Raw genomic sequence first — 20,435 nt, forward strand, 5'->3', positions numbered from 1 at the left:
CCCCGGTGACGTGGAGGCCGCAGGCTCGTTCACCCCCGGCCGGCCTCCTCCTCCGGACGCGGACCGGCGATGAACACCACCCGGAACTTACCGATCTGCACCTCGTCACCATTGCTCAACGTGGCCGCCTCGACCCGCTCCCGGTTCACGTAGGTGCCGTTCAGGCTCCCCACGTCCCGCACCGTGAACGTCCCACCATCCCGGTGAAACTCCGCGTGCCGCCGCGACACCGTCACATCATCGAGGAAAATGTCACTGTCGGGGTGCCGGCCACTGGTCGTCACGTCGTGATCCAACAGGAACCGGGCCCCCGCGTTCGGACCACGACGAACCACCAGCAGCGCCATACCCGGCGGCAGCGAACCGGACATCCGGCTCGGCACCACGTCGGTGTCCGGCCCCTCCAGCACTTCGTCGAGCGAACCGAGATTGAGCGTCGAAGTGACGTCGAGCGGGGGGAACTCGTCGTCTGGGCGCGTCATGGGACCACCTCACGGATCTGTTCGGTCGGCGTCGGGTAATGGCGGGTCTGGCCGCCGGGCAGTCCATCACCCGGCGGCTGGCTCCCCGTGCCCGGGAAGGCAATTCCGCAACGCTCAACTAATGGGTTCTCGGTCGACTGGGCGAGCCTAGCCAGCGCCGAAATGCAGGGCAACCGGACGCGCGGACTCGACGGGCGCACCGGATCAAGCACACTCAGCTCTCGGTGAGCTCGCGGTAGGCACCCGGGGTCAACAGCCCGTCCACAGCCGTCGGATCGTCCGGCGTGATCTCCACCAACCAACCCGCACCGTACGGGTCAGTGTTGATCACCTCAGGGGTGTCGCCGAGCGCCTCGTTGCGCGCGGCCACCGTGCCGCTCACCGGGGCGTAGATCTCCGACACACTCTTCGTCGACTCGATCTCACCCAACGACTCACCGGCCGCCACGGCCGTCCCCGGATCAGGCAGCTGGACGTACACGATGTCACCCAGCGCGTCCTGCGCGAAGTGCGTGATGCCGATCCGGACCGTGCCCGAACCGTCACCCGCCACCCACTCGTGCTCGGCGGTGTATCGCAGATCCTCAGGAATCAACAGACGCGTCCTTCATCCATCGCACCGAGGGCCTCCACCCCCGGTGGCCGCGCCGGTCAGGAGACCGGACGGGCGTGCTCCAGCTTGATCGGCGCGTGCAGCGCCGAAACCTCGGCAACCTCACGATCCTCAACGTGCACCGTACCGCCGTCACCCTGAACCGACGCCACCACCCCACCGGGAATGTTCAACGCCGTACGCATCGTGGCCGGATCACCGATCACCGTGATCGTGTACGGCCCCGTCAACCGCCGCCCGTCCACGATCAACGACCCGTTCTCCCCGTCCAGGAAGTACGTCGACGCGATGATCCGCACCGTCGCCCGATCCCCACCGGAGATCTGCATCGCCTCCGCGCCCGCGCCCCGCAACTCCTGCACCGCGTCCAGCACGTGCACCGCCGAGATCGGCTTGGCGCCCGCCTCGAACCGCACACTCAACCCCGGCCCCGTCGCCGGCAGCGTGCCCGCCAGGATGCCCAGCTCGTCGGCCCGCCGGGTCGCCTCCTCCAGCGCCGCCTGCCGCCCCTGCTCACCAGAGCGCAACTGGCGCTGGCTCTCCTCCAACGCCGCGATGTCCTGCCGCAGCCGATTCTCCCGGGCATCCAGATCCGACAGGATCCGCACCAGGTCCTCCTGCCGCGTCGCACCCGACGCCGGATCCGTCGACGTCGTCTTCAACTGCACCACCAGGGTGAACCCCAGCAGCGCCAGCAACGCGGCGATCATCACACTCGCCGCCGACACCCGCCCACGCCCCGCCGGCGCGGACGCCGGCGTTGACGACAACTCCACCGTCGCGTCCTCGACCGGCTCCACGTCGCCGCCCTCGGCGCCGGAACGCTCACCGTCACCCGGCTTCTCCCGCGGCGCCAACGGGCTCAGCTCGTCCGGATCCGGCGCGTCCGGCCGCGGATCCGGCTCACCCGCCGGCCCCGCCGGACGCCCCGGCCCCGCCGGCTGCGGCCACCCGGTGCCGGTCTCGGTCTGCTCGTCGCTCATCGCCTAGAACCTACGCCCGGAACAGGTGCCGGCGGATCGCCGCCACGTTTCCGAAAATCCGCACCCCCAGCACGACCACCACACCCGTGGACAGCTGACCACCCACGCCCAACTGGTCGCCCAGGTACACGATCAACGCCGCCACCAGCACGTTCGAGATGAACGACACCACGAACTGCTTGTCGTCGAAGATCCGGTCGAGCTTCGCCCGCACCCCGCCGAAGACCGCGTCCAGCGCTGCCACCACCGCGATCGGCAGGTAGGGCTGCAACGCCGCGGGCACCGTGGGATCGAGCCACACCCCGAGAACCACACCGGCGAGCAACGCCAGCACCGCGATCATCGACCACCTCCGGAGGGGCTGGGAGACGTCCCCGAGCCGGACGGCCCGGGACTGGCGGACCGGTCACCCGACGGCGAAGGGCTCGGGCTGCCCGGCGGCTCCGCGTAGCGTAGCCGCGGCTCGGGCGCGGCCGGCAGGGTGAGGTCGTCCGCCTCCCGCACCCCGAACGACAGCCCGGTCTTGTCGGCCACCTCGCGCATCAGCGCCGCGATGCGGCTCTGCTCGAACCGCCGCTTCATCGAACCCGGCCCGATCGCCGCCACCTCGTACGGCCCGGTCACCGGACGGAAATCCACGAGGATGGCCTTCCCCGCCGAGCGGATCGTCGACGTCGCGGTCAACCGCTGCCCGTTGATCGCCACCGCCTCCGCGCCGGCGCTCCACAACGCGTTCGCCACGCCCTGCAGATCGGTGTACAGCACCTGCGGCGGCCCCGCCCCGGTGCCCGTCACCGCGTCCGCGTCACCCGGCGCGTCCGCCAACCGCACCACCACACCGTCACCGCGCACCCGGCCCATCCCGGTGCCCGCCTCGAGGTCCCGCAGCCGCGCCGCGGTCGAACCGCTCAACGCCGCGTCCCGCTGCCGGCCGACCTCCTCCCGCAACTGGTCGGCGCGCGCGGACAGCTCGTCGGTCTGCCGCTCCCGCTCCTTGATCTGCTCCACCAGACCCGAGCGCGCCTGGCTGCGCCCCGGCTCCTCCTCCATCGTCTGCCGGTAGGCCACCGCCAGGAGGAAGCCGAGCAGCACCAGCACCACGAGACTGACGGAGCGGGCCGAGCGCGTACGCCATGCCGGCGGAGGGTTCCGCCGCTTGCGTTCCGCCGCGGCCACGTACCCCGGCTCCAGCGGGTTGCGGAAGAGTTCGGTGAGGAAGTCCGGCGCGTACACCCGGGCCGGGCGCCCGCCGTCACCCCGTTCGGCGCTCACGTCGCGACCCCCGCGCCGCGGGCCGCCCGGATGAGCCGGGCCGCCTGGATCACGTACATGGCCCCCGCCACCCAGTAGAGCACCAGACCCCACCAGGCCAGACCCCAGCCGAGGGCGCCGGCCACCGTGGCCGCCGAGGGTACGGCGGCCGCCAGCAGCAGGGTCGGGAACGCGGCCAGGAGCACGAACGTCGCCGTCTTGCCCACGTAGTGCACCGGCGGCGGGCCGTACCCGTAGCGGCGCAGCACCGCCAACGACCCGAGCAGCAGCAGCTCCCGGGCCAGCAGCGCCGCGGTGAACTGCCAGGGCACGACCTCGCGGGCCGTGAACGCCACCAGCGTGGCGAGGATGTAGAGGCGGTCGGCGAGCGGGTCGAGCAGCTCCCCCAGCCGGCTCACCTGGCGCAGCCGGCGGGCCACCCAGCCGTCCACCCAGTCCGTGGTGCCGCCCACGGCGAGCACCACGATCGCGGCGACGTCGGCGTGGGCCACCAGCAGCAGATAGAGGAAGAGCGGCACACCGAGCAGCCGCAGGAAGCTGATCAGGTTGGGCACGGTGAGCACCCGGCCGGTCGCCGCGCCGTCCGAGGCCCGTGCCTGCTCTGCCCCCGCCGGCCGACGCGACACCGAACCTCCTTAGCGACACGCCCCGGCGCCCGGCGTCCGAGACGGGCGCTGCGGGAGGGCGTACGCGTTGTCGGGCCGGCGGTCGCCGGCACCCTCACCGCGGCCCCGCCGGACGGGACCTCCCCTGACGTCGGCCCGCGATCGGTGATCGCGGGCCGTGTGCGCTGCCACTATATCGGGCTGCTCCGGCGCTCCGGAGGCCGTGATCCTCGTGGCGATCTTCCTTGCTCTTGTGTGGCGGGCCGCACCACCCGTAGAGCGTCCTAGGATACTAGTGGTGAAAGAGCCGACCCTGGAAGGGTGGCCCATCAGGCGGTACGGACGGCCTGCTCCGCCGGCGCCTCGGCGGGCGCGGGAGTGGCGGCCTGCTGGAACGAGAGCAGCGCCAGCAGGAGTTCGTGCTGGGCCCGCGGCGACATCCGGTCGAGCACAGCCCGTACCGCTCGGTGCCGCCGCTCGGCCAGCTCCCGCAGGAGCTGCTCGCCGGCCGCCGTGGGGGTCAGCCGCACCTCCCGCCGGTCGCGCTGGTCCGCGGCCCGGCGCAGCAGGCCGGTCGCCTCCAGCCGGTCACAGAGGCGGCTCGCCGAGGAGGGGACCACGTCCAGCAGCTCGGCGAGCCGGTTGACGTTCGTCTCCGGACGGGCGCTGATCAGCGACAGCACGCGCAGCTGCGTCGGCGACACCGACAGGTGGTGCCGGGACGCGGCCGAGTCCAGCACGTCGACCAGCGCGTCGGCGGCGGCGACGATCGCCGCGGCGAGATCCGGAGGTCGTTCCACCCGATGTCCCCTGCCGTCGTCCCGCTCGTACCCGGCCGCCTCGCCCCTCATCCGGCGTCCCGGCCGTCGACACCGTGCCAGTCCAGGCAGACCACGACCGCGTCGTCGCGCAGGTCGGTGTCGGCGTGGTAGGCACGTAGTTCGCGCAACACCGTACCAACTGCCTCCGCCGCCGGCTGCAACCGTGTGGACCGCATGGCCCGCGCCATCACGCGCTCGCCGTACGGTTCCTTCCCCTCCGGGTTCGCGGCCCACACCCCGTCGCTCACCACGAAGACCCGGTCCCCCGGCACCAGCGTGAACTCCTGGAGGTCGTACCGGGCCTCGGCGAACATCCCCAGCGGCAGCTGCTGGTCCAACGTGATCTGCTCCACCGCCCCGCCCCTCAGCCGCAGCACGTGCGGCGAGCCGGCGTCCACCGCCCGCACCCGCCCGGTGCGCACGTCCAGCTCCAGCAGGAGCGTCGCCACGTACCGGCGGCCGCGGTGCTGGTAGTAGAGCGTGTCCGAGGCCAGCTCCGCCTGCTCGACCAGACCGCCCCCCGAGCGGCGGGCGTTGCGCATCGCGTTGACGGCCACCGCCGTGAGCAGCGACGCCGCGAGTCCCGTGCCGTCGCCGTTGAGCACGGTGACGGTCAACCGGTCACCGTCCACCGACCAGTCGAAGTGGTCGCCCCCCACCGTGTACGCCGGTTCGAGCTGGCCCGCCAGGTGGAACGCCCGCTGCGTGACGCTGCGGCCGGGCAGCAGCTCCCACTGCATCTCGGCGGCCATGCTCAGCCGCTCCCGGCGCCGCACCCGCCGGTAGCGGTCGGTCTCCCGGTCGGCCGCGCGCAGCGCCACCGCCAGGTCACCGGCGATGTCCAGGGCCCGCTCCTCCAGGGCCCGGTCGGGTACGCCGGGCAGCTCGATCATCAGCACGCCGAGCCGCTCACCCCACACCGACAGCGGCAGGTAGAGCCGGCACCGCCCGTCGCCGGCGGCGTCGTGGACCGGCTGCTGGCTGCTGAAGCAGCGCTGTGCCACCCCCTCGCAGGCGAGGAAGCCGGCCGACGGCGGCTCCGGGTCGAGCACCGGCCAGAGGCCGTTGATCCGGTAGTCGGCGATGAACACGTCCGTCCGGGTGGCGCCCAACGCCGACCGGATCGCGCGGTCGGCGGCCTCGGCCAGCTGGTCGGGCGGCGCCGCGCGCAGGGTACGCGACACCGGGCCGGGGGCGTCCACCATCGTTGTTCCTCCGAAAAATTTGCTACGGGGCAAGCATCATACGGACAGCCCGCAGCGGCCGGCGGGGTGGTGCCCGCCGGCGGTGACGCACCCGTCAGTCGTCCCCGCGGACCGCCACGGCGCCGTGGAAGGCGTCGGGCAGCGCGGGCGGCGGCTCCTCCGGTCGCCAGTGCGTGACCGGGACGATCCCGTCCTCGGTGGGCTCCCAGCGGCCCAGCAGCGGCCGGAACGACGCCGGCGCGCGCATCCGGAACGACGGCCCCATCATGGCCAGCGCCTCCGGGTAGCCGGCCAGCTCCTCGGTGTCGAAGTCGATGGCCAGGCAGCTGCCCGGCGCCGCCGCGGCGTACAGCTCGTCGAGCGTGCGGGACAGCGTCGCGTCGTCCAGGAACGCGGCCAGGCCGAGGAACACGATCCCCACCGGCCTCCTCCCCCACCCCGGCACGAACCGGTGCAGCTGGGCGGGGTCGATCGTGCCGATGTCGGTGGCGTCCCCGTAGCCGTAGCCGGCCCGGTCGCTGCCGGCGAGGATGCGCTGCCCGAGCCGGATGGTCACCGGGTCCACGTCCGTGTAGAGCACCGTCGCCTCGGGCGCCGCCTCGTGCACGTTGCCCATGGTCGGCACGCCGGCGCCGAAGACGAGGAACCCGTCCACGCCCCGGTCGGCGACGGCCCGCACCGCCCGGCCGAGGAACGCCCGCAGCGCGCGGAACACCGGCGCGCACGGCCCGTACGCCTGCTCGAACGCGCGCGCCGCCGCGACGTCGACCGGGAAGTGGTGTTCCCCGCCGAGCCAGAAATCGATCATGCGTGCGGTGCTCGGCCGATCGGGTTCACCCATCGATGACGCTCCCTCCCCGGTGGACGTCGCCAGCGTACCGACCGGGCGTCCTGCGCGGTATCGCTCCGCGACCACCGGGCCGGCCGGGATACTGGCGCCACGGGAGGTGCGCGGGGTGAACTCGTCGGACGGCGCGGCGGTGGTGGTCGGCGTGGACGGCTCGGAACCCGCGCTGCGCGCGGTGCGCCTCGCCGCCACCGAGGCGGCCCGTCGACAGCGCCCCCTGCGCGTCGTGCACGGGTTCGTCTGGCCGCTGCTGCACGTCCCGCTCACCGCCCCCGCCGGCGCGCCCGGCGGCGGCCTCCGCGACCAGGCCGAACAACTCGTCAGCGCGGCCGTCGCCGAGGCCGAGGCCACCGCACCGGGCATCCGGGTCTCCGGCGAGATCATCGACGGTGAGGCCGCCGCCGTGCTGCTCGGCGAGACGCCGACCGCCGCGCTGATCGTGCTCGGCGACCGGGGGCTGGGCGGGTTCTCCGCCCTGGTCGTCGGGTCGGTGGCCATCCAGGTCGCCTCGTACGCCGACTGCCCCGTGCTGGTGGCGCGCGGCACGTTCCGCACCGACGGGCCCGTGGTGGTCGGTGTGGACGGATCCGAGCTGTCGGCGCTGGCCATCGAGTTCGCCGCCGAGACGGCCGCCGCCCGCGACACCGACCTGCTGGCCCTGCACGCCTACCGCCACCCGGTCTCCACCGGCCCCGGCGACATGCAGCCCCTCGTGTACGACCCGGCGCAGCTGCACGGCGAGGAGGACCGGGTGCTCGCCGAGTCGCTGGCCGGCCTCGGCGACCGCTATCCGCAGCTGCGCGTCACCCGCCGGGCGGTACGCGGCCGGCCCGGCCGCGTGCTCACCGAGGCGTCCCGCACCGCCCAGCTCGTGGTGGTCGGCGGGCAGGGGCGCGGGGAGTTCACCGGGTTGCTGCTGGGGTCGGTGAGCCAGTCGGCGCTGCACCACGCGGACTGTCCGGTCGCCGTGGTGCGCGGCCCCCGCTGACCGCGCCGTGCCGGGTCGCTCCCCCGCTTACCCACCGTGCCGCGGTCGCCCCGGCCGTCCGGTGCCGGCCGCTCCCACCCCGCCGCCGACCACGGTTGCCGGGCCCGGGAGCGGGTAGACGCCGGGGAGCCATCCAGCGACCGGAGGAGGCAGTGATGCCAGGACCACGGCCGGGCAGCAACGCGTACGACAAGCAGCGCGCGCGGCTGCGCAACGCGATCGACGACTCCGGACGGCGGGTGCCCGACGGTCGGGCGAACCAGGTCGCGAACCGGATCCTCCAGGAGGACCGGGGCCAGCGCGGCGTGATCCGCGGTGAGCGGGTGTACGGCCCCAAGGGCGAGCGCGAACCGGGCGACCCGAAGTGAGGACGACCGGGCTGACCGACGGCGCCATCGCGGGCGCCGTCGGCAGCGCCGCCCTGAACGTGGTGAGCTACCTCGACATGGCACTGCGGGGTCGCCCGGCGAGCAGCACCCCGGAGCAGGTGGCCGGGCGGCTCGCCGACATCGCGCACGTGGACCTGGGGTCGCCGGAGAAGGCGTCGAACCGGCGCTCGGGGCTCGGACCCGTGCTGGGCTACGGCATCGGCGTCGCCGCCGGTGTCGGCTTCGCGCTGCTGGCCCGGGGTCGCCGGCAGTCGCTGGCGTGGGCCACTCCCCTGCTGGGCGGCAGCGTGATGACCATGTCGGACGGCTCGATGACCGTGCTGAGGATCACCGACCCGCGCACCTGGCGGCGGGCGGACTGGATCTCCGACATCGTGCCGCACCTCGCGTACGGGTTGGCGGCCGCAGCCACGTGGAACCGGCTGCGACCGCCCGCGAAGCGTCGGCGACGCTAACCCCGCGTGTCGCTCTCGTCCTCGGCCAGCTCACCGGACGGGCCGTACGGCGAGGCCTGGCCCTTCGGCACCGGCCGGCCCTGGTCGCCCTTGGACGACCCGCGGTTGAGCGGGTGGCCGGTCGGCTTCGGGCCCTTGCTGTACTGGCTCGTGGCGCCCTTGTCGTTGCGGCGCAACTCCTCCTGCTGCGGATTGACCACCGGTGTCTCCCTTCCCGGGTGGACGGCTGACGGGATCGACCGCCTCCGCGGTCGGATACCCGCCGCCGTCGGCGGCAATCGCCGCGCCGCCGCCGGGCTGGCACCGTCGCACCGCCGATGGGCTAGCCGGGCGCCGGGCGGGTACACGGACCGGGTGGGTGACGACCGAGCCGTGGCGCGGGCCCTGCTGGACCGGCACGGACGCACGTACGCCGAGGAGGCCGGCATCAAGCTGGCCGACCGGCCGGCGCCGCTGTACCAGCTGCTGGTGCTCGCCACGCTGCTGAGCACGCGGATCCGCGCGTGCGTCGCGATGGCCGCGGCGCGGGAACTCTTCGCCGCCGGCTACCGGACGCCGCAGGCGATGGAGGCGGCGAGCTGGCAGGACCGCGTCGACGCGCTGGGCCGCGGCCACTACCGCCGCTACGACGAGCGGACGGCCAGGATGCTCGGTGACGGCGCCCGCCTGTGCCTGGACCGCTGGCGGGGGGACCTGCGCCGGCTGCACCGGGAGGGCGGCGACCAGCCCGCGGGGCTGCGGCGGCTGCTCACCGAGTTCCCCGGCATCGGCCCCACGGGCGCGGACATCTTCCTGCGGGAGGCACAGACGGTGTGGGCGGACCTGCGGCCGTTCGTCGACCGGCGGGCGCTCGCCGGGGCGAAGCGCCTCGGCCTGCCCACGGCGGCGCCCCGGCTCGCCGGGCTGGTCGGCGGCGCCGAGTTCGGGCGGCTGGCCTCGGCGCTCGTGCGGGTGGCGTTGGGCGAGGAACCGGCCGAGGAGATCACCCGGGCCGCCCGGTGACGGCCGGGCCGTCACCGCCACGATCGGACGCCTCGCCGCCGCGGATGGCGGACCCGCCGGAGCGGCGGGTCACTTCGCGGGCTGGGACGGCTTGGTCAGGTGCCACACCAGCAGCGAGGCGAGCAGGGCGAGCAGCACCAGACCGCCGGTGAGCCCGCGTCCCTCCTCCGGGTCGCGGCCCGAGGTGCCGAAGTAGATCACGGCGAGCCCGGCGAGCACCGTCAGGAACGTACGCAAGCCTCGGTCCTTCACGTTCGTGACGCTACGCAGCGTACGGGCCGGGCGGGGTCGAACCACCACGCCGTCCCCCGTCCGGGGCGCGGGGTGGCGCGACGTCAGCCGTTGGGCGCGAACCCGCGCAGCCGGACCCGGCGTACGGCCCGGTCGGCGACCTCCACCACCTCGATGGTGAGCCCGGGCAGCCGCACGGTCTCCCCCGCTCCGGCGGGCAGACGGCCCAGCCGGGACAGCACGAGCCCCGCCACCGTGGTGTACTCGCGCGACAGCGGGAAGGTCAGCCGCACCCCCACGTCGGGCAGGTCGTGCAGCGGGAAGTCGCCGGGCAGCAGCAGCCCGCCGTCGGGCTCCCGGACCACCCCGCAGACGTCCCGGTCGGTCTCGTCGTACAGCTCGCCGACCACCTCCGACAGCAGGTCCTCCAGGGTGATCATGCCGTCGATGCCGCCGTGCTCGTCGACCACGAGCGCGAGCTGCTGGTGCTCCTGCCGCAGCTGCCGCAGCGCGTCGGAGACCGGCAGGGTGGCGGGCAGCAGCAGCGGCGGGCGGGCGCGGTCCCCGACGGTGCCCGGCGCCGGGTCCACCAGGTCGCGGATGTGCACGACCCCCAGCACGTCGTCCAGGCCGCCCGGCCCGGTCACCGGTGCCCGGGAGCGGCCCGCGGCGGCGAGGCGGCGCATGCCCTCGGCGGGGGCGAGCGTGGCCGGCAGCGCGGTGACGTCCCGCCGGGCCACGAGGATCTCCCGCAGGGTCCGGCCGGCGATGTCGAACGCGCCGGTGAGGATCTCCCGCTGCTGGGCGGACAGGCCCCGCTGGCTCACCAGCATCTCCCGCAGTTCCTCCTCGGTCACCTCCTCCCGCCGTGCCCGCGGGTCCCCGCCGGCCAGCCGCACCACCACGTTCGTGGTGACGCTGAGCAGCCAGACCGCCGGCCGGGACAGCCGCGCGAGAAGGTCCAGTGGGCCCGCGCTCAGCAGCGCCCACCGCTCGGCCCGCTGCATGGCGAGCCGCTTCGGCGCGAGTTCACCGACGACCAGCGTCACGAACGTCAGCACCACCGTCACGACGACGACGGCGGTGGGGCGGGCCAGGCCGCCGAGGAAGCGCAGCGGGCCGACCAGCGGCTCGGCCAGCGCCACCGCGGCCGCCGCGGACGCCAGGAAGCCGGCGAGGGTGATGCCCAGCTGGATGGTGGCAAGGTAGCGGTTCGGGTCGCGGGAGAGGCGTACCAGCCGCTCACCGGCGCGGGCCCGGCGGCCCAGCCGGCGCACCTGACCCTCGCGCAGCGTCACGAGCGCCATCTCGCTGCCGGACAGGGCGGCGTTGACCAGCACGAGCACCGCCACCAGCGCGAGCTGTCCGAGCTGACCGCCCATCCGTGCACCCCCGTCCGCCCGTCGGCCCGCCCCGCGTACCCGGTGCGGCGTCCAGGTCACCCCACCGCGGCCGGCGCCGCCGCGGTCAGTCGCTCTCCAGGTCGTCCAGCGAGATGGCGTGCGTCATCAGCCACCGGGCCAGCGCCGACATCCCGAACAGCCACAGCGGCGCGGACTCGGTGGTGCCGTTGGTGGCGAAGATCGCGAACCGCAGGTCGGGCGCCCGGTACGCCTCGATCCGCCACTTGTGCTGCTTGTCCCGCCAGACCGCGGAAGGGTCCATGGCGTCACCGTAGGTGACGGCCGGGCCCCGGCAGGGCCGGTTGGCCGGCTCAGCCGACCACGATCCGCGCGTCGTCGGGCAGCCGCCGCGTCGCGCCGCGGCGGTCCAGCAGTTCCAGCAACGGGACGGCCACCCGCCGGGTGGTGTCCAGGGCCTGCCGGGCCGCGGAGAGGGTGAACGGCTGCGGCAGGCCCGCGAGCACCCGCACCGCCTCGTCGAGGACGTCGGGCAGCAGCACCACGTTGTCGGCCAGGCGCAGCAGCGCGCCCGCGCGCACGGCCGCGCCGATCTCCCGCGGCCCGAGGCCCAGGTCGGCGAGGCGGTTGGCCTCCGGCGCCCGGAAGGGCCGGTCACCGAACTCGGCGCGGATGCGCTGCACCGCGCGGGCCACCGGCTCGGGCAGCGCGTCGACGGTCGAGGCGGTGACCCGTCCGCCGCGTACCCGCAGTGGCGGGCGGACAAGCGCCTCCACCAGCGCCCGGTCCGGCAGGGCGAGCCGCTGCCGGAGCGTCTCCACCGGGATTCCCGGCTCCAGCGGATGCTCCCGGGCGTGCCGGGCGACCTCCTCGGCCAGCCGGGCACCCGTCCGCTCCCAGTGCCCCGGGTCGGCCAGCCAGTCGCCGGCCACCGGACGGGCGTGCACCGGCACCCCCATCCGGGTCAGGTCGGCGGCGCGGACCAGCCGGCGGCGGCGCAGCTCACCGGCCAGGTCCGGCCGGCCGTCGAGCCCGGCCAGCACGATGGCGCGGGCGGCCGCCGCTCCCCGTCTGGCCAGCGGCGGCGGGGCCACGTCGAGCAGCGTCACGCCGCCGGCCACGTGGTGGCGGCCCGGGTCGCGCAGGAGGGCCCGGTCACCGATCAGCAGCGGCAACGGCCGCGCCAGCCGAAGCCGGGCCGTGTCCGGGCCGAGCGGGCGGACCCGGACCGGCACCGCGGCCGAGCCGACGTGCAGGGTGAGGGCGGCCGGCAGGTCCGCCGCCGGGTCGCCCGCGACGCGGACGTCCACCAGGTCGGTGCGGTGGAACCGACCCGGGCTGAGCAGGGCGTCCCCGCGGGCCAGCCGCTCCCGCGGGGTGCCGCGCAGGTTCACCGCCACCCGGGCCACCGCGCTGACCTCGGGCGTGGGCACGCCCAGCGACTGGAGGCCACGCACCCGCACCGTCTCGCCGGTGCCCGCGAGCTCCAACTCGTCGCCGACACGCAGCCGCCCGCCGCCGAGCGTGCCGGTGACGACCGTGCCGCTGCCCCGGATGGTGAAGCTGCGGTCCACCCACAGCCGCACCGGCCCGTCCACGTCCGGCGCCGGCAGCCGCACGGCGAGCCGGTCCAGCGCCGCGCGCAGCTCCGGCAGTCCCGCCCCGGTCACGCCGCTGACGGGCACCGCCTCCACCGCGCCGAGGGACGTCGCGGCGATCTCCGTGAGCGCCCGCGCCGTCGCCGGGCCCGGATCGGCCAGGTCCGCGCGGGTCACGGCGAGCAGGCCGTACGCGACCCCGAGCGCGTGGAGCGCGGCCAGGTGCTCGGCCGACTGCGGCATCCAGCCCTCGTCGGCCGCCACCACGACGAGCGCCGCCGGCACCGGGCCGACGCCGGCCAGCATGTTCGGCACGAACCGTTCGTGCCCGGGCACGTCGACGAACGCGACCGTGCCGCCGGAGGGCAACGCCGTCCAGGCGAAGCCGAGGTCGATCGTCATGCCCCGGCGGCGTTCCTCGGCCCACCGGTCCGGTTCCATCCCGGTCAGCGCCCGCACCAGGGTGGACTTGCCGTGGTCCACGTGCCCCGCGGTGGCGACGACCCACACGTCAGTCGTCCCCCGGCACCGCGAGCACCGCCGCGCGTACCGCCTCGTCGGCCTCCGGCGGCACGCAGCGCAGGTCCAGCAGGAGCCGGCCCCGCTCCACCCGGCCCAGCACCGGCGGCTCCCCGGTACGCAGCGGCGCCGCGTACCGCTCCGGCAGGCTCAACGCCCACGAGTCCAGCTCGACGCCGGGCGCGCCGCCCCCGCCGACCACCGCCACCGCCGGCACCACCTCGGCCTTGTGCCCGTCCGCGGCGAGGCGGTCCCGCAGCCGTTCGGTGCGGACGCGCAGGGCGCCCGGGTCGGCGTGCAGCGCCGCCCGGGTCGGCGTGTCGGGCCGGTGCAGGGTCGCCGCGAGGGCGGCGAGGGTGAGCTTGTCCACCCGCAACGCCCGGGCCAGCGGATGCCGGCGCAGCCGCTCCACCAGGTCGGCGTCGCCGAGCAGCAGGCCGGCCTGGGGGCCGCCGAGGAGCTTGTCGCCGCTCGCCGTGACCAGGTGCGCCCCGGCGCGCAGCGCGCCCGCCGCGTCCGGCTCGTCGGGCAGCAGCGGGTCCCGGGCCAGCAGGCCCGAGCCGATGTCGACGACCACCGGCACGCCGAGGGTCGCCAGCTCGCGTACGCCGACGGCCGAGGTGAACCCGGTGACCCGGAAGTTCGACGGGTGGACCTTGAGCAGGAAGCCGGTTTCCGGGCCGACCGCGGCGGCGTAGTCGGCGAGGGTGGTGCGGTTGGTGGTCCCCACCTCACGCAACCGGGCGCCCGTGCTGACCAGCAGGTCCGGCAGCCGGAACCCGTCGCCGATCTCCACCAGCTCGCCGCGGCTCACGACGATCTCCCGTCCGGCGGCGAGCGCGGTCGCCGCGAGCACCAGCGCCGCGGCCCCGTTGTTCACCACGTGCACGGCGCCCGCCGCCGGCACGGCGGCGGCCAGCGCGGCGATGGCGTCCCGGCCGCGGCGGGCCCGCCGGCCGGTGGCCAGGTCCAGCTCGACGTCGGTGTGCCCGGCCGCGGTGACGAGCGCGTCGACCGCGGGGCGGGACAGCGCGGCGCGGCCAAGGTTGGTGTGCAGCACGACCCCGGTGGCGTTGAGCACCGCCCGTGGCGCGGGCGCCGGCAGCGCCGCCACGGCGGCGTCGCGGACCTCCTCGGGCGCGATCTCCCCGCGGCGCGCCCGCTCCTGGGCGGCGACCACGGCGGCCTTGACCCGGTCGCGGCCGAGCACGGCCGTCGCGGCCGCCAGCCCGGGGTCGGCGAGGAGCAGGTCGGTGCGGGGTACGCGGCGACGCGGGTCGACCTGCCCGTCGCGCATCACGTCATCCCCCACCACACTTGGCGGAGACGGACGGGAATCGAACCCGCCTGGCCCGGGTCCCGGACCACACCGGTTTTGAAGACCGGGAGGGGCACCAGCCGCCTGAACGCCTCCACCGAGCATTTGACCACAACGGCCGCGGCGCCGCGCGGCGAGGTGGAAAGCCGGTCGATCGGCGGCCCGGTCGTGGTGCGGGGCCGGCGGCGGGCCGCTCAGTCGGCGGCGACGGCCGTGGTCTTCGGGCGTCGGCCGAGCCGTTCCCGTTGCGGCACGACCGTGTACTTCGGATCCCGCGCCGAGGCCAGCCCGGCGTGGAAGACCCCGAACCGGGTGGCCAGCGAGCCGGCGAGCAACGCGGCGCCGGACACCACCGACAGCACCCGGCTGCGGCGGCCGGTCAGCGCGCCGACCGTGCCGGCGGCGGTGAGCACCCGGCCGGCGCGGAGCAGCGTTCCGGGCCGGCCGGTGCGGTACGGCTCGGCGAGCAGTCCGAGGCGGGACTCCATCCGGCTCGCCGCGCCGACCTCCAGGGCCGCGCCCGCCAGGGCCATGCGGCGCGCCGGGCCCGCCTGCTCCGCCGGCGCGGCGATCAGTCCGACACCGGCGCCGCTGGCCAGCGCGCTGCCGGCGAACACGACGGGCAGTTCCGGGTACACCTCGTGCCACGACGGCACGGCCGTGTCGGCGAGCAGCACGCCGGTGTAGGTGGCCAGCGCCGGGGCGGTGGCCGCGGCGGCCAGCCCGGCGACCCGCCCGATCGGCGGCAGCACCCGGCCCGCCAGGCCGAGCAGGCCACCGGCGGGCAGCAGCGGCGCCGCCTCGGCGACGGCGGCCACCCCGGCCGCCGGTCCGAACGCGGCGAGGATCCAGGTGCCCATCGACATCGGGGAGGTGGGCTTCGCGACCCGCAGCATGTGGTGGAAGCGTTCCGGCCGGCCCAGGTCCCGGATCAGGAAGGCGGTGCTCGCGCCGATCGCCGCGAGCGCCGTGACCCGGCCGGCGCGGCGCAGCGCCGGCCGGCCGGTGAGCTGTCCGCCCGCGGCCAGCAGCGACGAGCCGGCCGCCAGCCCGCCGGTGAACAGGTACGCGGCGATGTCCCACTTCCACACCGGCGGCTTGATGATCGGCCGGCCGTAGTAGGAGACGAACTCGGCCTCCGGGACGCGCAGTTCCTCACCGCCGCGGCGGCCGCCCCGGCGGCGGCTCACCGCGCCCTCGCCGCCCGGCCCGCCGGACGGCTGCCCGCCCCCGTCGACCCGGTCGCGGAACTGACGGAACCGGTCGCCGACCGGCTGGTCCGACGTCACGAGGAACCTCCGACGAACGCGGCCACGGCGGCGGCCGCCATGGCCAGGGCGGCCAGGCCGGCCCGCTTCCACATCTTCGGCAGGTCACGGGTCGTGACCACCGGGTCCGGTGGCAGCCCGTACACCTCCGGCTCGTCGAGCAGCAGGAAGAACGCGCCGTCGCCGCCCACCCCGTCGTCCGCGTCGTGGCCGTAGAGCCGGGCCTCCGGCACCCCCCGCTCGTGCAGCGTGGCCACCCGGGCGGCGGCCCGCTCGCGCAACTCCTCCAGCGGCCCGTACTGGATCGACTCCGTGGGGCAGGCCTGCGCGCACGCGGGCGTCTTCCCGGCCCCGATCCGGTCGTAGCACAGCGTGCACTTCCACGCCCGGCCGTCACCCTTGCGCTGGTCGATGACCCCGTACGGGCAGGCGGGGATGCAGTAGCCGCAGCCGTTGCAGATGTCCTCCTGCACCACCACCGTGCCGAACTCGGTGCGGAACAGCGCCCCGGTCGGGCAGACGTCGAGGCAGGCGGCGTGCGTGCAGTGCTTGCACACGTCGGACATCATCAGCCAGCGGAAGTCGCTGCGCCCGTCGGCCGTGCCCGTGCGCCCCGGCGGCTGCGAGCCGGGCATGCCGAGGAACTCCGGCCCGGCCGCCATCCGCGCCGCCGCGTCCGGGTCGCCGGGCGGCACCCCGGGATCGGTGCCGGTCGGGTTGCCCGTCCCCGCCGCGACCGCCGCCGACGCGGGGCTGACCGAGCCGTCCGTCGGGTTGCCGGCGAACGGCGGCGTCCGGTGCCCCGCCGGGCGGGGCTGCTCGACGAAGGCCACGTGCCGCCACGAGTTCGCCGTCAACGCGCCCGTGTTGTCGTACGACATGCCCAGCAGGTCCAGGCCGGACGTGGGCACGTCGTTCCACTCCTTGCAGGCCACCTCGCAGGCCTTGCAGCCGATGCACACGCTCGTGTCGGTGAAGAAGCCCATCCGCGGCGGGGCCTGCGACCACCCGGCCTCGGGCGCCGGGTCGAGCGGGCCGTAGAGGCTGTTCGGGTCCGGCGTCATCGCGCGCCCTCCCCGTCGGCGGGGGTGACCACCGGCGCGTGCCGTTCCGGTGTGATGCCGGCGCGCCGCCGGTAGTCCTCGACCAGCTCGCGCAGCGCCGCGCCCGTGGGGCGGCGGCCTGACCGCACGTCGCAGGTGCCCACCTTGCTCTCCTGGATCAGCACGTTGGGGTCGAGGGTGATCCCGAACAGGTCGTTCGCCGAGTCGCCGGTCACCAGGCCCTCGAAGCCGAAGTGGTACGGCAGCCAGACCTGGTGGATGATGCGATCCTCCACCCGCAACGGAGTGAGCCGGTCGGTGACCAGGACCTTCGCCTCGATGACCGCCCGGCCGCTGACCAGGTGCGCCCACCCGAGGTGGGTGAGCCCCGCCTCGGCGGCCAGTTCCGGGGACACCTCCACGAACATCTCCGGCTGCAGCTCGGCCAGCGGCGGCACCGTGCGGCTCATCCCGCCGGCCGTGTGGTGCTCGGTGAGCCGGCTGACCGTGAACACGTACGGGAAGACCTGCGAGTGCTCCTCGGGCGGGCTCGGGTTCACCGAGTTCACCGGGTGCGGGTACACCTTCCGGGTCGGGTTCGCCTGCTGCCGGTAGAGCGGGTTGCGCAGCGGCGACTCGGCCGGCTCGTAGTGCGTCGGCATCGGCCCGTCCACCACCCCGGTGGGCGCGTACAACCAGGCCTTGCCGTCGCCCTGCATGACGAACGCGTCGTCACCGGCGATGCCCTCCGGCCCGGACGTGCCGGGCGCCGGCCGGTACGACGGAGGCTTCGTCTTCTCGAAGTCCGGCACGTCGTAGCCGGTCCACTCGCCCTTCTCCTCGTCCCACCAGACGTACTTCTTCCGCTCGCTCCACGGCCGCCCCTCGCGGTCGGCGGAGGCACGGTTGTAGAGGGTCCGCCGGTTCGCCGGCCACGCCCAGCCCCACTCCCCGGCCACCCAGTTCTGCTCGTGCCGCGGCTTGCGGCGCGCCGCCTGGTTCACCCCGTCGGCGTACACGCCGCTGTAGATCCAGCAGCCCATCGCCGTGGAGCCGTCGTCGCGGGCCTCGGTGAAGCCGCCGAGCGGACGGCCGGTCGCCACCTCGAACCCGTTGATCTCGCGCAGGACCGCCTCGGCGCTCGGCTCGGCGAGCGGACCCTCCGTCGGGTAGTCCCAGGCGAGGTCCAGCAGCGCGCGGTCGCGGGGCTTGTCCGAGCCGGCCAGCTTCTCCCGCAGCTTGCGTCCCAGGTGGTAGAAGAACCACAGTTCGGAGCGGCAGTCGCCCGGCGGCTCCACGGCCTTCTCCCGCCACTGGAGGAGACGCTGGGTCTGCGTGAACGTGCCCTCCTTCTCCACGTGCGAGGCGGCCGGCAGGAAGAACACCTCGGTGCGGCACTGCTCCGGCACGATCTCGCCGGTGGCCACCTCCGGAGCGTTCTTCCAGAACGTCGCGCTCTCGATCATGAACAGGTCGCGGACCACGAGCCAGTCCAGGTTGGCCATGCCCAGCCGCTGCGCCCGCCCGTGCGCCGAGCCGACCGCCGGGTTCTGCCCGAGCAGGAAGTACCCCTTCACCTTGCCGTCGATCATGTTGAGCACCTGCTGGTAGGTGCCGTGGTCGCCGGTCAGCCGCGGCATGTAGCCGTAGCAGAAGTCGTTCTCCGGCGTCGCCTTGTCACCCCAGTACGCCTTCAACAGGCTGGCGCAGTAGGCGCGGGCGTGGCCCCAGTAGCCCTTCTGGCCCGGGTGCCGGATGCTGCTCGCCCACGCGTCGAACGTGGGGTGCGTCGCGTGGTGCGGCATCGGCAGGTAGCCGGGAAGCAGGTTGAACAGCGTCGGGATGTCGGTGGACCCCTGGATGCTCGCGTGCCCGCGCAGCGCCAGGACCCCGCCGCCCGGGCGGCCGATGTTGCCCAGCAGGCTCTGGATGATCGCGCCGGTGCGGATGTACTGCACGCCGACGCTGTGCTGCGTCCAGCCGACCGAGTAGATGAGCACCCCGGTGCGTTCCCGGCCCGAGTTCTCCGTCCACGCACGCGCCAACTCCAGGAACTTGTCCTGCGGGATGCCGCAGACCCGCTCCACCATCTCCGGCGTGTAGCGGGCGTAGTGCCGCTTCAGGATCTGGTAGACGCAGTTCGGGTGCTGCAACGTCTCGTCCCGCCGCACCACGCCGGGGATCGGGCTCCCGTGCGACTCGTGCCGCAGCCCGGCCGCGGTCTCCCGCGCCTCCTCCGTGTCCTCGGCACCGCCCCCGTTCTCCTGGCCCGCGTACTGCCAGGAGGTCTGGTCGTACGTGCCGGTCTCCGGCTTGAATCCGGAGAAGATGCCGTCGCCGTCCTCGGTGTCGACGAACTGGTCGCTGACGATCGTGGCCGCGTTCGTGTAGGCCAGCACGTACTCCCGGAAATCGAGCTCGTTCTCCAGGATGTAGCGCACCACCCCGCCGAGCAGGGCGATGTCCGTGCCCGCCCGGATCGGCAGGTACGTGTCGGCCAGCGCGCTGGTCCGCGTGAACCGCGGATCGACGTGGAAGACCTTGGCGCCGCGACGCTTCGCCTCCATCACCCACTGGAAACCCACCGGGTGGGCCTCGGCCATGTTCGAGCCCTGGATGACGATGACGTCAGCGTTGGCGACGTCCTGCTGGAAGTCCGTCGCACCACCGCGACCGAAGCTGGTCCCCAGACCGGGGACGGTGGCGGAGTGTCAAATACGGGCCTGGTTCTCGATCTGGAGCGCCCCCATCGCCGTGAACAGCTTCTTGATGAGGTAGTTCTCCTCGTTGTCCAGCGTCGCCCCGCCCAGGCTGGAGATGCCCAGGGTGCGGTTCAGCGGCCGGCCCTCGTCGTCCACGTCCTCCCAGGTCTGCTCGCGCGCGGCGAGCACCCGGTCGGCGATCATGTCGAGCGCGACGGCGAGATCCAGGTCCTCCCACTCCGTGCCGTACGGTCGGCGGTAGCGGACCTTCGTCTGGCGCAGGGGGCTCGTCACGAGGCTCTTGCTGGCCGCGCCCTTCGGACACAGCCGGCCACGGGAGATCGGGCTGTCCCAGTCACCCTCGATCTGGGTGACGCGACCGTCCTGGACGTACACCCGCTGGCCGCAGCCGACCGCGCAGTACGGGCACACCGAGCGGGCCACCCGATCGGCGGTCTCGGTGCGGGCGGTCAGCTCCGCGGAGCGCTCCGACTGCGCCGCCGCGCCCCGACCCAGCGGATCCGTGCCGGTGAGCTGCCGGTAGACCGGCCAACCCTCGATGAAGGTCCGGATGCCCACCCGACACCTCCTCACGTCCGCGACGCCCGACCCCATGAACATAAGGCAGCGGCCGTGACCGCGCGACCCGAGCGGGCGGATTCCCCGTCGCTCCCGCCTTCGGTGGACGCCGGGTGGACGCCGGGTGCGGACATGCCGCTGGCCGGCACCCGTT

At 74.7% G+C, this 20,435-nt stretch carries 22 protein-coding genes and 1 tRNA gene; 4 read left to right on the top strand and 19 right to left on the bottom strand.

Features of this window, described 5'->3' with window-relative positions; translation table 11 throughout:
* Positions 1–29 precede the first annotated feature (29 nt).
* The 9 genes from odhI to OG994_RS08755 all read right to left on the bottom strand — a co-directional run bounded on the left by odhI (position 30) and on the right by OG994_RS08755 (position 6,822).
* Positions 30–482 (bottom strand): oxoglutarate dehydrogenase inhibitor Odhl, encoded by a 453-nt coding sequence (odhI, locus tag OG994_RS08715; protein WP_007071101.1) that lies wholly within the window; start codon positions 480–482, stop codon positions 30–32.
* A 214-nt stretch (positions 483–696) separates the two neighbouring features.
* Positions 697–1,077, bottom strand: coding sequence for a glycine cleavage system protein GcvH (gene gcvH / locus OG994_RS08720; RefSeq protein ID WP_120331351.1), 381 nt, complete (start codon positions 1,075–1,077; stop codon positions 697–699).
* Positions 1,078–1,133: 56 nt separating this feature from the next.
* Positions 1,134–2,078, bottom strand: a complete 945-nt coding sequence (locus tag OG994_RS08725) for a DUF881 domain-containing protein (RefSeq protein ID WP_120331350.1) — start codon at positions 2,076–2,078, stop codon at positions 1,134–1,136.
* Between the two features lie 10 nt (positions 2,079–2,088).
* A complete protein-coding gene (locus OG994_RS08730) occupies positions 2,089–2,421 on the bottom strand; it encodes a small basic family protein (protein WP_091588778.1) in 333 nt (110 codons plus the stop codon).
* The gene (locus tag OG994_RS08735) at positions 2,418–3,350 is read right to left on the bottom strand and encodes a DUF881 domain-containing protein (protein ID WP_120331349.1); all 933 of its coding nucleotides are present in this window, start codon (positions 3,348–3,350) and stop codon (positions 2,418–2,420) included. The genes OG994_RS08730 and OG994_RS08735 overlap by 4 nt, the downstream gene beginning before the upstream one ends.
* Positions 3,347–3,976 carry a CDP-alcohol phosphatidyltransferase family protein gene (locus OG994_RS08740; RefSeq protein ID WP_328852774.1) on the bottom strand — a complete coding sequence of 210 codons (630 nt, stop codon included), beginning with the start codon at positions 3,974–3,976 and terminating at the stop codon, positions 3,347–3,349. The genes OG994_RS08735 and OG994_RS08740 overlap by 4 nt, the downstream gene beginning before the upstream one ends.
* A 308-nt stretch (positions 3,977–4,284) precedes the next feature.
* Complete coding sequence (locus OG994_RS08745; RefSeq protein WP_120331347.1) at positions 4,285–4,755, bottom strand: MarR family transcriptional regulator; 471 nt, start codon at positions 4,753–4,755, stop codon at positions 4,285–4,287.
* A 47-nt stretch (positions 4,756–4,802) separates the two neighbouring features.
* Complete coding sequence (locus OG994_RS08750; RefSeq protein WP_328852775.1) at positions 4,803–5,981, bottom strand: PP2C family protein-serine/threonine phosphatase; 1,179 nt, start codon at positions 5,979–5,981, stop codon at positions 4,803–4,805.
* A 94-nt stretch (positions 5,982–6,075) separates the two neighbouring features.
* A complete protein-coding gene (locus OG994_RS08755) occupies positions 6,076–6,822 on the bottom strand; it encodes an SAM-dependent methyltransferase (RefSeq protein WP_328852776.1) in 747 nt (248 codons plus the stop codon).
* Positions 6,823–6,937: 115 nt separating this feature from the next.
* Between OG994_RS08755 and OG994_RS08760 the strand changes: the two genes are divergently transcribed.
* From OG994_RS08760 to OG994_RS08770, 3 genes are all read left to right on the top strand, one after another.
* Entirely contained in the window at positions 6,938–7,816 is an 879-nt protein-coding gene (locus OG994_RS08760) for a universal stress protein (protein WP_328852777.1), read from the top strand.
* 155 nt (positions 7,817–7,971) lie between these two features.
* Positions 7,972–8,184, top strand: coding sequence for a phosphatidylethanolamine-binding protein (locus OG994_RS08765; RefSeq protein WP_120331343.1), 213 nt, complete (start codon positions 7,972–7,974; stop codon positions 8,182–8,184).
* Positions 8,181–8,660: a hypothetical protein gene (locus OG994_RS08770; protein ID WP_120331342.1), complete on the top strand. Its 480-nt coding sequence runs from the start codon at positions 8,181–8,183 to the stop codon at positions 8,658–8,660. The genes OG994_RS08765 and OG994_RS08770 overlap by 4 nt, the downstream gene beginning before the upstream one ends.
* On the opposite strand, the gene OG994_RS08775 is transcribed toward OG994_RS08770, so the two are convergent.
* On the bottom strand, positions 8,657–8,860 hold the full coding sequence (locus OG994_RS08775; RefSeq protein WP_120331341.1) for a hypothetical protein: 204 nt from the start codon (positions 8,858–8,860) through the stop codon (positions 8,657–8,659). The genes OG994_RS08770 and OG994_RS08775 overlap by 4 nt on opposite strands.
* Before the next feature lie 154 nt (positions 8,861–9,014).
* Here OG994_RS08775 and OG994_RS08780 point away from each other — a divergent pair, with 154 nt between their 5' ends.
* Entirely contained in the window at positions 9,015–9,662 is a 648-nt protein-coding gene (locus tag OG994_RS08780) for a hypothetical protein (RefSeq protein ID WP_120331340.1), read from the top strand.
* Positions 9,663–9,731: 69 nt separating this feature from the next.
* Here the strand turns inward: OG994_RS08780 and OG994_RS08785 are convergent, their stop codons facing one another.
* The 9 genes from OG994_RS08785 to fdh form a co-directional block, all read right to left on the bottom strand.
* Complete coding sequence (locus tag OG994_RS08785) at positions 9,732–9,899, bottom strand: amidophosphoribosyltransferase (protein ID WP_192902284.1); 168 nt, start codon at positions 9,897–9,899, stop codon at positions 9,732–9,734.
* A gap of 98 nt (positions 9,900–9,997) precedes the next feature.
* Positions 9,998–11,275 carry a hemolysin family protein gene (locus OG994_RS08790; protein WP_328852778.1) on the bottom strand — a complete coding sequence of 426 codons (1,278 nt, stop codon included), beginning with the start codon at positions 11,273–11,275 and terminating at the stop codon, positions 9,998–10,000.
* Between the two features lie 85 nt (positions 11,276–11,360).
* Positions 11,361–11,558 carry a hypothetical protein gene (locus OG994_RS08795; RefSeq protein ID WP_120331337.1) on the bottom strand — a complete coding sequence of 66 codons (198 nt, stop codon included), beginning with the start codon at positions 11,556–11,558 and terminating at the stop codon, positions 11,361–11,363.
* A gap of 49 nt (positions 11,559–11,607) precedes the next feature.
* Positions 11,608–13,362 carry a selenocysteine-specific translation elongation factor gene (selB, locus tag OG994_RS08800; RefSeq protein WP_328852779.1) on the bottom strand — a complete coding sequence of 585 codons (1,755 nt, stop codon included), beginning with the start codon at positions 13,360–13,362 and terminating at the stop codon, positions 11,608–11,610.
* A 1-nt stretch (position 13,363) separates the two neighbouring features.
* The gene (selA, locus tag OG994_RS08805; RefSeq protein ID WP_328852780.1) at positions 13,364–14,668 is read right to left on the bottom strand and encodes an L-seryl-tRNA(Sec) selenium transferase; all 1,305 of its coding nucleotides are present in this window, start codon (positions 14,666–14,668) and stop codon (positions 13,364–13,366) included.
* Positions 14,669–14,689: 21 nt separating this feature from the next.
* Positions 14,690–14,785 (bottom strand) — tRNA-Sec (locus OG994_RS08810).
* 98 nt (positions 14,786–14,883) lie between these two features.
* Complete coding sequence (gene nrfD, locus OG994_RS08815; RefSeq protein WP_328852781.1) at positions 14,884–15,978, bottom strand: NrfD/PsrC family molybdoenzyme membrane anchor subunit; 1,095 nt, start codon at positions 15,976–15,978, stop codon at positions 14,884–14,886.
* Positions 15,975–17,021: a 4Fe-4S dicluster domain-containing protein gene (locus OG994_RS08820; protein ID WP_328852782.1), complete on the bottom strand. Its 1,047-nt coding sequence runs from the start codon at positions 17,019–17,021 to the stop codon at positions 15,975–15,977. The genes nrfD and OG994_RS08820 overlap by 4 nt, the downstream gene beginning before the upstream one ends.
* Complete coding sequence (gene fdh / locus OG994_RS08825; protein WP_407942575.1) at positions 17,018–20,317, bottom strand: formate dehydrogenase; 3,300 nt, start codon at positions 20,315–20,317, stop codon at positions 17,018–17,020. Before fdh ends, OG994_RS08820 begins: the two co-directional genes overlap by 4 nt.
* Between the last annotated feature and the right edge of the window lie 118 nt (positions 20,318–20,435).

The organism is Micromonospora globbae (assembly GCF_036184225.1).
Lineage (GTDB): Bacteria > Actinomycetota > Actinomycetes > Mycobacteriales > Micromonosporaceae > Micromonospora > Micromonospora globbae.